Here is a 12,575-nt window from a genome sequence, read left to right on the forward strand (position 1 = left end):
CCATGGCCAGACGACACGACAGGGACGATGCGTGAAGATCCTGATTCTGGGTGGATATGGGGTGTTCGGGGGGCGTCTGGTCCGCTTGCTGGCGGACCTGCCGATGCTGGAACTGCTGATCGGTGGCCGCAACTTGGCGGCGGCACAGGCGTTCTGCGCAAGCTACGTGGGGCAATCGACACTGCGCCCACTGCAGGTTGACCGGCAGCAGCTGGCAGCGGCTTTGCAGGCCGAGCGACCGGACCTGGTGGTGGATGCCTCCGGTCCTTTCCAGGACTACGGCGAACATCGCTACGGCGCGATCGAAGCCTGCATCGCCGCCGGCATTGATTATCTGGACTTCGCCGACGCGGCGGACTTCGTATTCGGCGTTTCGCAGTACGACGCGCAGGCCAGGGTGGCCGGCATCTACGTGCTGTCGGGCGTCAGCAGCTTCCCGGTATTGACCGCCGCGGTGCTGCGCGAGATGGCCACGCACATGGAGATCGTCAGCGTGGAAGGGGGCATCGCGCCATCGCCGTATGCCGGCATCGGCCTGAACGTGATGCGGGCGGTCGTCGGCTATGCCGGTTCGCCGGTGAAGCTGCGCCGCAATGGCCGCGATGGGCACGGCATCGGCCTGGCCGAGAGTCGCCGCTTTACCGTCGCGGTGCCGGGACGGCTACCGCTGCGCAACCTGCATTTCTCGTTGGTGGATGTTCCCGATCTGCAGGTACTGCCACCCGAACATCCGACGATGACCGACATCTGGATGGGGGCGGGCCCGGTGCCGGAAATCCTGCATCGCGTGCTGAACCTGCTGGCCAAGGCGCGTCTGCATCTGAAACTACCGTCGCTGGAGCCGTGCTCGCGGTTGTTCTACACCGTATTGAACCTGATGAAGTTCGGTGAACATCGCGGCGGCATGATCGTACGCGCGGTGGGCACCCGCGATGGTGCGCGCATCGAACAGAGCTGGCACCTGCTGGCCGAGGCCGATGACGGCCCGTACATTCCGTCGATGGCGATCGAGGCGGTAATCCGCAAGCAGCTGGCCGGTGATCGGCCGACGCCCGGTGCGCGCGCGGCCACGCATGCGCTGGAACTGTCCGACTACGACCGGCTGTTCGACGGACGCACGATCCATACCGGTTTCCGCCGTGACATGCCCGGTGCCAGCCTGTATCAACGTGTGCTGGGCAGCGCGTACGCACAACTGCCGGCCAGCGTGCAGGCGCTGCATGCCCCGTCTGCCGCCACGCGCTGGAGTGGCAAGGCATCGGTCGAACGTGGTCGTGGACTGCTGTCGCGGTTGCTGGGGAAGGTGTTCGGTTTTCCCGCGGCGGGCGCGAGTGTGCCGGTCAGTGTGGAGTTCAGCCCGGAGGCGGGTGGTGAGCGCTGGACGCGGACCTTTGCCGGCCGCCGTTTTTCTTCGTTGCAGACGCAGGGGCAGGGACGCAACGAGGCACTGCTGGTCGAGCGCTTCGGCGTGGTGTCGGTAGCGTTGGCGTTGCTGGTGGAGAACGGGAGGCTGCAACTGGTGCCGCGACGCTGGTCGATTCTGGGCATGCCGTTGCCGCGCGCGCTGATGCCGGGGGAGAACAGTTTCGAGTATGAAGTGGACGGGCGATTCGTGTTCGACGTGGAGATCGGTGCGCCAGTGGTGGGACGCATCGTGCATTACCGGGGAACGTTGAGACCCGGGTAAGGTCCATCCACGCCTGGCGTGGATGGCCAGAACCACGAAAAAGGGCACCCGAAGGCGCCCTTTCCGTTACCGCCATCGCATCAACCTCAGCGCCAGACCTTGATCTGCTCGGCGTCGGTACGCTGCATCGGCTGGCCCGGCTTGCAGCTGAAGCTGGCGCCGAACGCCGGCAGGTTCGACAGCGGGCCGTTGGCGCGCCAGCGGCCCGGTGCACGGATGTCGGCGGTCAGGCGGCGTGCGGCCTCGTTCGGCGACAGCTGCTGCGGCCACAGCGCGGCCCAGGCGCGGAAGAAGCCCTGCTGCTGTGCCTGCTTGGCCTTCGGCTCCTGCGCGGTGTAGGCGGCCCAGGCCAGTTCCAGACCGGCGATGTCAGCGAGGTTCTCTTCCTGGGTCAGCGTGCCGTTGACCTTGGCCCCCTTCACGCCGGGGAACTCGTAGGCGCCGTACTGCGTGGCGACACGGCTGCCGAGCAGGGTCCAGGCGGTCTTGTCGGCCGGCGTCCACCAGCTGCGCAGTTCGCCCTTGGCATCAACCAGTGCACCCTTGGCGTCGATCGCGCGGGTCAGCTCGTGGCCGACCAGGCCGCCGAAGCTGCCGAACTTGTCGGCGGCATCGGCCTTGGCGTTGAACACCGGGCCCTGCAGGATCGCGGCGGTGACGATCAGCCGGTTCTGCGCCAGGTCATAGGCCAGCGACGGCTGCTGCGGCAGCACGTCCCAGCGGCGGTCGGCGTTGCCCTTGCCGATGCGCTTCATTTCCTCGCGGTGACGCCAGGTCGAAGCGATCAGCATGTTGCCGCCGAACGAACCACGGCCCATCGGCTGCACGCTGTAGTCCAGGTCGCGCAGCGGGGTACCGATCTCGATCTTCAGCGCGGCCAGCTTGGCCTGCGCTTCGTTCTTGGCCTCGGCGCTCATCCAGCTGTTGTTCTTGACCGCCTCGATCTGCACTTCACGCACCTTGTCGACGATCCAGGCCGCCTGGCGACGGTCTTCGGCGGACAGGTAACGTGCGGCGTATTCGCGGCCGACCATCGGGCCAGCGGCCACGTTGATCGCGTCCAGCACGCTTTCCCAGCGCTGCGGCGGCAGGGTCTCGCCACGCAGCACGCGGCCACGGAACTCGAACTCCGCATCGCGGTACGCCTTGGACAGGTAAGGCGCCATCGAGTCACCCACGCGCCAGCGCAGGTAGGCCTTCCACTGGTCCGGCTTGAGCTTGGTGACCATGCCGTCGAGCTGCTTGAACAGCGCCGGATCGGCCAGCGAGACCAGGTCATCGTTGACGCCCTGCGCTTTCAGGAACGCATCCAGTTGCAGGTTGCGATAGCGGCTGTTGAGATCCTTGGTGGAGATCGGCGCGTAGTTGTTGAACGGGTTGTTGATGCCCGCCAGCGACTGCGCGTTGCGGGCCAGTTCGGTTTCCAGCGCGATCACCGCCTGCGACTCGGCGTCCAGCTTGGCCGCCGGGGTGCCGGTCAGTGCGAGGATCTGCTTGACGTAGTTGCGGTAGCGGCCCATCAACGCGACGGTGTCGGCGTCGGTGCGGGTATAGAAGGCCGGATCAGGCAGGCCCATGCCACCCTGCATGAAGTAACCGATGTGGCGGTCCAGCGCCTTCAGGTCCACGTCCGGACCGAAGTTGAAGGCCACCGGGATGCCGACCTGGTGCAGCGCGGCGATCGAGGCCGGAATGTCCTTGGCCTTCTTGATCGCGTTGATGCGGGTCAGCAGCGGTGCGATCGGGTTGGAGCCGTCGGCTTCCACAGCCGCTTCGTCCAGGCCGCTGGCCCAGAAGTCGCCCAGCAGCTTCTGCACGTTGCCCTGCGGCGCCTTCATCGAGGCGTCCAGCAGTTCACGCTGCTGCTGACGGCTGCGGTCGACCAGGTGGCCCAACGCGGTGGCGGCACCGATCTGCGGCACCGGGTTGGCCTTCAGCCAGCCCGCGTTGGTGGCGTCGTAGAAATCGCTGCACTGTGCACTGACGGCCGGGGCGCGTGCGGCCTTCTTCTTGGCGGCGAACGCGTCGTGGGTCGGAACCAGGGTCGCCAGGCTGATGCCCAGGGCGATGGCAAGCGGACGGAAGTTGGGCATGTAGAACGAATCCGTGATGGATTGAGGGCGGGCGAACTATAGCAAGCCGGGCATGGGCGCGGCATGCACGCATCACGGTGCATCCGCCGGGCATGGCCCGGCGCTACCGGGCGGGTGGCATGGGCGCGCCATGCACGCATCACGATGGTTCCTTCGCGCCATGCGTCGACCCAGGTCGGCATCCATCAACGGCTTGGGCCAGCGCCGGCGTCAGTAGAACCACGCCATGCGTGGCTGCGGGCAAGCGCGAAAAGACAAAGGCCCGGGAAATCCCGGGCCTCTGCAGGCAAACCGTGGCCTCAGCCGTGGCTTACCAGATCACCACCTGCGAGTCGCCGGTGCGCGACATCGGCGTACCCGGCTTGCACTGGAAGGCCGCGGTGAAGGTCGGCAGGTTCGACGGCGCACCGATGGCGCGGAACTGCGCCGGCGCGTGCGGGTCGGTTGCCAGGCGGACCTTGGCGTTCTCCGGGGTGTACTTGGTGCGCCACACGGTAGCCCAGTTGAAGAAGAAGCGCTGATCGCGGGTGAAGCCATCGATCTTCGCGTCTTCCTTGCCGGCCGACGCCTTCTGCAGTGCGTCGTAGGCGGTGGCCAGGCCACCCAGGTCGGCGATGTTCTCGCCCAGGGTCAGATGGCCGTTCACGGCCTGGCCGTCGACCTTGTACTGGTCGAACTGCTTGACCAGCTTGCCGGTCAGGCCAGCGAAGTTCTTCGAATCGCCTTCGGTCCACCAGTTCTCGAAGTTGCCGGTCGGCCCGAAGCGGCTGCCCTGGTCGTCGTAACCGTGGGTCATTTCGTGGCCGATGACTGCACCGATGCCGCCGTAGTTCAGCGCGTCGTCGGCCTTGGCATCGAAGAACGGCGGCTGCAGGATGGCGGCCGGGAACACGATCTCGTTCTGCAGCGGGTTGTAGTAGGCGTTGACCGTCTGCGGGGTCATGCCCCACTCGGTCTTGTCCACCGGCTTGCCGATCTTGGCCAGGTTGTACTGGTAGTTGAACGTGGTGGCCGCGCGCACGTTGCCCAGGTAGCTGTCACGGTTGGTCTGCAGGCCCGACCAGTCACGCCACTTGTCCGGGTAACCGATCTTCGGCGTGAAGGTTTCCCACTTGGCGATGGCCTTGGCCTTGGTCTCTTCGCTCATCCAGGACAGGCCCTGGATGCGTTCCTTCAGCGAGGCGGCGAGGTTCTTCACCAGCTCTTCCATCTTCGCCTTGGCTTCCGGCGAGAAGGCGACCTTCACGTACAGCTGGCCGAAGGCTTCGCCGGCGTCGCTCTCGATGGTGCCCAGCACGCGCTTCCAGCGCGGCTTCTGTTCCTTCTGGCCATTGAGGGTCTTGCCGTAGAACTCGTAGTTCTCCTGCACGAAGGCATCAGCCAGGTACGGCGAAGCGCTGTCCACGGTGTGGAAGCGCAGGTAGGCGCGCCACACTGACGGATCGGTGTCGCCCAGCGCCTTGCTCACTTCCTGGTGGAAGGCCGGGATGGCCAGCGAGAACTTCTCCGGCGCGGCCACATTCTGCGATTTGAAGAACTCGGTCCAGCTGAAGTTCGGGGTCAGCGCATCGGCCTCGGCCAGGCTGACCGGGTGGTAGTACAGGGAAACGTCGCGCGACAGCTCGACGCTGGACTTGGATGCCTTGGCCAGGCGGGTCTCGAACTTGACGACTTCCTCAGCCTGCTTTGCGGCATCGGCAGCGGCCACGCCGGACAGTTCCAGCACCTTGGCCACGTGGGCCTGGTAGGCCTTCAGCTTGTCGGCCTTGGACGCATCGGTATAGAAGGTCTTGTCCGGCAGGCCCAGTCCGCCCTGGCTGGCGTAGGCCATGTTCACGGCCGAGTTCTTGAAGTCGGCTTCGGCGCCGAAGCCGAACAGCACGTTCTCGCCCTTGGCGGCGCTGGTGCGCAGGTAGTTGGCGATGGCGGCCCTGTCCTGCAGGCCATCGATCGCAGCCAGGTCGGCCTTCAGCGGTTCGATGCCCTGGGCGTTGATCTTGGCTTCGTCCATGCCGGTGGCCCACAGGTCGCCGACGATCTTCTCGATGCCGGCCGGGTTCTTGACCTGCGCGACCTGCTCGGCCAGCTGGTGCTGCACGGCCACCGAGCGCTCGTCGAGGATGGTGAAGGCGCCCCAGCTGGTGCGGTCGCCCGGAATCTCGTTGGCGGCCAGCCACTTGCCGTTGACGTAGTCGCCGAAGGCGGTGCAGGCGTCAAGGTTGCTGTCCAGGTCGCTGGCCTGGAAGGCGTTGTAGGCCGGCAGCTTGCTCTCGTCGAGCTTGTAGGTGGTGGTGGCGTCGGCCGCAGCCGGCGTGGAGGCGGTGGCATCCTTTGCCGGGGTTTCGTTCTTGCCGCAGCCGACCAGCGCGGCCGAAACGGCCAGGGTCAGCAGCACGATCTTGGGAGTACGGGTCACTTGAATGGCCTCCAGGCCGAGTGAGTCAGGGAAGGGCCGGGGGAACGGCCGTGGGCCGAACGATACGCCGCCGGCCCACACTGCAAGGGTGTCGAAGGTCATGGCCGGGCGCAAGAGCCTTGCCGGCACCGGAAAAAGACAGACCCGGCAAAAGCCGGGTCTGTCGGGGTGCTGCGATCAGGCAAGGATCAGAACTTGTACTTCAGACGCACGAACGGGGTGCGGCCGTACAGATCGTACTGGGTGGCGAATGCCGCAATGTTGCCGTAGCGGGCATCGCTGACGCCGGTGGAGATCAGCGGCGGGGTCTTGTTGAAGATGTTGCTGACGCCCACCAGGATTTCCCAATCCGCCTGCGAGTAGCTGACCGAAGCGGTGTGGTAGGTCCGCGAATCAACCGTGATGTCACGATAGGAGTTCGGACGGCCCTGGTACGTGAACACCGGATCCAGATCGATGTCCTTGGTCTTGTGGATGTAGGTGGTCAGCCAGTTGAAGGTCCAATCACCCCGGGTCAGGCTCAGTGCCAGGTTCCCCACGACCTTCGGACGGCCGATGTCACCCAGCAGTTCGTTCGAGGACAGGCCGCTTTCCTCTGCGCTGGAGAAGACCTGCTGCGTATCTTCGATGGTGTAGGTGACCTGCGTTTCGGCCGAGAACTTGCCGAACGAGAAGTCATGGTCGAAGTTGGCGGTCAGATCGTAGCCACGTGTACGCTGCTTGTTGATGTTGACGTACTGATTGAAGACGTCGGTGATGTTCCATGCCTCGTCACCGGTACCCGGGTTGCGCACCAGCAGGCCGCAGAATGCGTTCGGGAACACGGCAGCGCCGTAGCAGCCCTTGACGATGTCGGCGGTGGTGATCTGGCCGATTTCGTTCTTCACCTGGTAATCGAAGTAATCGATTGCCACGCTCAGGTTGGCGAAGGTCGGGGTGAACACGATACCGGCGGTCTTGGCACGCGAGGTTTCCGGAATCAGCTGGCCAGCGCCGCCACCAGAGTAGACCGTGGCGCTGCTGCCGTTGCCGGCGTAGTCGGCCGGAATGCCAGCGGCGGCGCAGTTGGTCTGGTAGTTGGTGTTGGAGCTTTCACCCCAGCGGATGCATGGGTCGATGCCGGTTTGGCCGAGGAAGCCGGTCTGGTTGCCCAGGTACAGCTCGTACAGGCCCGGAGCGCGGTAGGAGGTGCCAATCGAGCCGCGCAGGCGCAGCGACGGAATGACCTGCCAGTTCAGACCCACCTTCCAGACCTCGTCGGTGCCATCCACCGAGTCATACTGGAACGCACGGCCCGAAGCATTCAGGCTGAGCGATTCGATCGCCGGCAGGCCCTTCAGCAGCGGCACGTCGAACTCGACGAACGCTTCCTTCACGCGGTCATCGCCCTTGGTGACGTTTGCCGAGCTCGAACCCCACAGGTCCTGTGCCTTGGACAATTCACCCGGCTGATCGTTGATCGAGTAGTAGCGGTACTCCAGGCCAGCGGCCACGCCGACGGCACCGGCCGGCAGCTCGAACAGATCGCCGCTGACGATCGCATTGATCGTGGCCTGCTTGTAGATGGTCTTGCCCCAGTCCCACACGCCGAGGAGGTTGGTCAGTTCGTCGACCTTCGCGCCGCTCAGGTAGCCTGGGTCGAGGTAGTTCAGCGTCGGCGCGTCGTCAGTGTAGTCAACGTCACCGGTCTTGGAGGCCTGGATGCCCAGGTTGCCGTACTTGCCCTTGGAGTGGCTGAAGTTCGCATTGACTTCCCACGCCCAGGTGTCGGTGCCCTTGAACAGGCCGTCCAGCTTGGTGGCGCCGTAGAAGTAGTCAACGGTCACGTCCTGCTGTGACTTGAACGGCATGATCGGACGAATGACGCCGGTGAAGCCCGAACCTGCCGGTGCCTGGATGCGGGGGAAGAACTGGCGCCAGCGGAACGTCTCGGTTTCACGACGGTTGAACAGGAACTGGGTCTTCCAGTTGATCGAGTCGAACGCGAAGTCAGTGGCAACGTAAACGCTCTTGCGTTGCTGCTGGTTGATGATCTGCTCTTCGCCGAAGCGCGCGAAGTTCAGCGGTTCATCGTAGATCGCATCGCGGCCACCGGCATAGGTGCGGGTGGTACGCGGCCGATAGCCGGGCAGTGGGCCGATGGTATTTCCTTCCGGCGAAGGAACATAACGGACGGCACCGACGTCGACGACGTTGTGCAGCAGGTTGTTGCAGTTCGCCAGATCGGTGCCGGCAGTGATCGAACGATCCTGACGGTCGATGCGGTTGCCGTCGGCATCCTTGATGAGGTCGTTGCCGCAGTTCAGGTAGTCGCGGTCATTTCGGGTCAGCGCATTGTGGCGATACCACTCGGCGGCGGCCACGATGCTGCCGTTGTCGAAGTTCCAGCCGTTGGCCAGCGATGCAGCAAATACCTCGCCACCGCCCTCGGTCGGCACGCGCCCGGTGACGGTCAGCTCCGGACGCTCGATGTTCTTCTTGGTGATCAGGTTGACCACGCCGGCCACCGCATCGGAGCCGTAGATGGAGGACGAACCGTCCTTCACGATCTCGGCGCGCTGCAGAATGGCGGTGGGAATGACGTTCAGGTCGAAGGCGCCGACGGCGCCGCGGGTACCGGCCGGGCCCGGACGCTGGCCATCCAGCAGCACCAGGGTGCGGTTGGCGCCCAGGCCGCGCAGTGAAACGGTCTGCACGCCGGTGCCGCCGTCGACGACGAAGCCGCCGAACTGGTGGGTGATCTGCGTTTCAGCCGAACCGATGGCCGACTTCTGCAGGAACTCGGCGACGTTGACCTGGCCCTGCTTGGCGTTGGTCTCGGCGTTGATGGTGAACACCGGCGAGGTGGTCTCATAGTCCGCGCGGCGGATCAGCGAGCCGGTGACGGTGATCTTGTCAAGGTCGGTCGCACGCTGGTTGGATGAGGAAGCGCTTGACGCCTTTGCTTCCTGCTGGGTGGTCTCCTGGGCCAGTGCCGGTGCGACCTGCAGGCAGGCCAGTACTGCGAGAGTCAGCGGGACGCGGCTTGGCTTGATGTGGCGGTTAGCGTTGCGCATTTCTTAGGATCCCCGTTTGTTATGCTTCGGTTAATGGAGTGTATGTGTGGCGTAAAGTAAATGCAACATGAATGGATGCTTTGCGTAACTTATTGTTGCTAAGGGGGAATTCAGACGCATGGGCATTAAAAAACCCCGCCGGTTAAGCTGGCAGGGTTGTTGATCGGGCCCCTCTGCTGGGGTTACAGGCCGCCTGGCCCACAGTCCTTGGCCAGGTAGTCGGCCATCAAGGTGAGGGTCGTCTGGAAGTGACGCGGGTACCACGGCATGCTGTGCGGCATGTCGGGGATCAGTTCGAATCTGGCCGGCACCTTGCCCTGCACGCCGGAATAGAAGTTGCGGGCATGGAACGCCGGCGTGCGCACATCGCGGTCGCCGACGAAGGTCAGCAACGGAATGGTGGCCTTGGCCGTGTTCTGCATCGGGTCCATGCCCTTCACTGTGCGGCCCTGCAGGATGCGCTGCAGGCGGTTCTGGCTCCAGGACGTGCCCAGGCGGCCGAGGTCGGTGACCGGTGCCCCGGCGATGGCGCACTGGTACGGCGAGGGGCTGCGCACGGTGGCTGCCGCCGCGGCAAAACCGCCGTAGGAGTAGCCGAAGATCGCGATGCGATCCTTCGCCGCGATGCCCTGCGACACCAGCCAGGCGGCACCATCGTCCTTGTCATCCTGCATCTTCTGGCCCCACTCGCCATCGCCGGCCAGCCACAGCTTGCGGCCCAGGCCGGAGCTGCCACGGTACTGCGGTCGCAGCACGGCATAACCGCGCGAGGTGAAGAAGGGCACCCAGCCGGACACGTCCCAGCCCGTGTAGTCACGCGCCCACGGGCCGCCGTGCGGATGCACCAGTGCCGGCAGTGGGCCGTCGCCCTGCTTCCAACCGGCCGGAAGGTCGAGGATTGCCGGGATCTGCTGGCCATCGCGGGCGGTGTAGGTCACCCATCGCTGCTCGCCGATCTGCTTGCTGTCCACCCAGGGACGTTCGCTGCCCAGCGGCACCACGTCCTTGCGGTCGGCCAGGATGTAATAGCTCTTCGGGTTGCGGTTGCTTTCCGTGGTGAAGAGCACCCGCGAGAGGTCGTCGTTGTAGCCGGTGATGTAGACGGTCAGGCCCGGATAGGCCTTCTGCAGGCCTTCCTGCAGGCCCTTCATCTGCGGATCGACATAGATCGCCTGACGCTGCGGTCCATCGATGTAGAAGCCCAGCACCTGGTTGAAGTTGCTCTTGCGCGTGCCGAGGATCAGCGAGCTGATGGAGAAGGTCGGGTGGGCGGCCAATGGCTCCTTGTCGAACTCTTTCTTGACCGGGTCGTACAGGCGGGCCTGTACCAGATCGGAAAACTGGTCGGTCAGCACATACAGTTTGCCGCTGTCATCGTCGATGCCGACCACGTCCACCGTGAAGCGTTCGCTCAGCTTGGTGGTCAGCGGCGCATGTACCTCGAACTGGCCGGCGCTGTTCTTGATCAGCACGCGCTGTTCGAAATCGTCCGAGCCGCTGGATTCGATCTGGGTCTGAGTCACCACTTCGCCGGTGCGCGGGTGGAACAGCCCTGGGGTTGTGCGCGAGCTGCCCTTGAACAGCAGTTCGGTCTGGCCGGTGCGCAGGTTGAAGCGGTAGTAGTTGGCCTGCAGTGTGGCTTCATTGAGCTGGTTGATGATGACCCGGTCCGGGTCCAGCGGCAGCAGGTGCACCAGCGAAGCGGTGCCGGCCAGCTCCAGGCAGCGCAGGGTATCGGCACTGACGCCCAGCGTTCGCGTGTTGCTGGCAAACGCCTCGTCGAATTTCGCCTGGCTGGCGTCGGTCAGGTAGGCCTTGGTCAGGAAGGTCTTGGTGGCGCCGGTACTGTTGCCTTCGCCGCAGCCGCCCAGCTTACCGGTCCACTCCTGGCGGCTGATGACCAGGTTGCGTCCGGCCTTGAGGGCGCTGGCAGCGATGAACTTCATTCGATCGCCGGACGGGGTGATGGCGACCGGGCCGGCGGCGAGGTTGTCCAGGTTCCAGTTGGCCAGCGCGGTATCGGCATTGTTGCTGCCAGGGGCGGCAATGATGGCGACCAGCTGCTTGCCGTCGGCACTCATCGTGACCGACTGCAGCGCGGGAATCTTGGCGAAATCCTCCGCGGGCAGGGGCGCGGCAGCGGCGTGGCCGATGCAGAGGCCCAGCAGCAGCGTGGCGACGGTACCCGGACGGGCGGTCTTGTAACGGGGTTGCATCATCAGGGGTTCCTTGTGGCAGAGCACGGCAACATGACCTGAAGATGAACGAAGCCCTGGGTTCCGTCAACTCGGCGTGAAAAATGGCGGTCCCGGCCGCTCCCCCAAACAATGAGACCCCGCCGGAGCGGGGTCTTTTGCTGCAGAAAAAGACGTCGACGGATCAGTTGTTGCCGAATTCGTACTTGGCCTGCACGTAGATGGCACGGCCATAAGCGTTGTACAGGTAGTTGTTGTACGGCTGGCCGCTAGTGCCGGAGAAGCTGTACCGCTGGTTGTCAGGCATCTTGTTGGACACGTTGTAGACCATCAGCGACAGGGTCAGGTCGTTCATCGCCCGGTAGTTCACGCTCAGGTTGTAGGTGGTGTACGAGCCCCACTTGCCGGCCTTGTAGCCGGAACTGTGGAGGTCGTCGTAGCCGTTGCCCAGGTAGGCCATGTAGTTCGGCGTCTTTCCGATGTAGTTGGCATACAGGGTGGTGGCCCACTTGTCCTTGGCCCAGCCGATCGAACCATCGGCGCGCACCCTGGCGTACTGGTCGTAGTTCCACATCGCGTACGGGTCGCGCAGCAGGTCGAGGTAGTCGTCGCCCGGCTGCGGCTGCAGTTCGCGCTTGATCATGTTGGTGTAGTTGCTGGAGAACTGCAGCGCACCGAAGCGGCCGATGTCCTGCACCACCGACACCGAAAGATTGTTGATGGGCGCCCACACGATGCCGGCGTTCCAGACACCGGCGGTGATCGGTTCCAGGTCAGGGTTGCCGGACTGGGTACCGAACACCGACACGCTGTCATACGGGCAGCCGGTGGTGTTGGCCGGGTCGTAGCCCAGCTGGCCGCAACGGTAGTAGTCGGTGGAGCCGTTGGCGTAGTAGCCACTGACACCCTGGAAGGCATCGGACAAGGTGGGCGCGCGCAACGCGGTGCCGTACTTGCCACGGAACAGCAGGCTGTCAATCGGACGGAATTCCAGGCTGACGCTATAGGTCGGCTTGTAACGCTCCAATGGATCGGTATGTAAGGTTAATCAAAATGTCTTTAAAAACAGCGTCTTGCGAAATCATGAAAGCTCTGCCGAGTTTGGCGGAATGAGTGTTGTGTAGATAT

The 12,575-nt window shown here is 64.3% G+C and carries 5 protein-coding genes and 1 pseudogene; 1 reads left to right on the forward strand and 5 read right to left on the reverse strand.

Annotated elements, in window-relative coordinates:
• Positions 1 to 31: 31 nt before the first annotated feature.
• Complete coding sequence (locus tag WKB25_RS16105) at positions 32 to 1,687, forward strand: DUF4166 domain-containing protein (RefSeq protein ID WP_340571773.1); 1,656 nt, start codon at positions 32 to 34, stop codon at positions 1,685 to 1,687.
• Between the two features lie 86 nt (positions 1,688 to 1,773).
• Here WKB25_RS16105 and WKB25_RS16110 read toward each other — a convergent pair whose 3' ends face one another.
• From WKB25_RS16110 to WKB25_RS16130, 5 genes and pseudogenes are all read right to left on the reverse strand, one after another.
• Positions 1,774 to 3,780, reverse strand: coding sequence for a M13 family metallopeptidase (locus WKB25_RS16110; protein ID WP_340571774.1), 2,007 nt, complete (start codon positions 3,778 to 3,780; stop codon positions 1,774 to 1,776).
• A 310-nt stretch (positions 3,781 to 4,090) separates the two neighbouring features.
• A complete protein-coding gene (locus WKB25_RS16115) occupies positions 4,091 to 6,196 on the reverse strand; it encodes a M13-type metalloendopeptidase (RefSeq protein ID WP_340571775.1) in 2,106 nt (701 codons plus the stop codon).
• Positions 6,197 to 6,384: 188 nt separating this feature from the next.
• Entirely contained in the window at positions 6,385 to 9,252 is a 2,868-nt protein-coding gene (locus tag WKB25_RS16120) for a TonB-dependent receptor (protein WP_340571776.1), read from the reverse strand.
• Positions 9,253 to 9,434: 182 nt separating this feature from the next.
• Positions 9,435 to 11,471, reverse strand: coding sequence for a prolyl oligopeptidase family serine peptidase (locus WKB25_RS16125; protein WP_340571778.1), 2,037 nt, complete (start codon positions 11,469 to 11,471; stop codon positions 9,435 to 9,437).
• Positions 11,472 to 11,631: 160 nt separating this feature from the next.
• A pseudogene (locus tag WKB25_RS16130) lies at positions 11,632 to 12,462 on the reverse strand (TonB-dependent receptor); the annotation flags it as partial.
• Positions 12,463 to 12,575: the final 113 nt, after the last annotated feature.

Origin of the sequence: Stenotrophomonas sp. G106K1 (assembly GCF_037969685.1) — a bacterium.
GTDB lineage: Bacteria > Pseudomonadota > Gammaproteobacteria > Xanthomonadales > Xanthomonadaceae > Stenotrophomonas > Stenotrophomonas lactitubi.

Excerpts from the sequence above, each read along its gene's own strand:
- WKB25_RS16110 (WP_340571774.1), bottom strand. The coding sequence starts at position 3,780 with ATGCCCAACTTCCGTCCGCTTGCCATCGCCCTGGGCATCAGCCTGGCG.
- WKB25_RS16120 (WP_340571776.1), bottom strand. The coding sequence starts at position 9,252 with ATGCGCAACGCTAACCGCCACATCAAGCCAAGCCGCGTCCCGCTGACT.
- WKB25_RS16125 (WP_340571778.1), bottom strand. The coding sequence starts at position 11,471 with ATGATGCAACCCCGTTACAAGACCGCCCGTCCGGGTACCGTCGCCACG.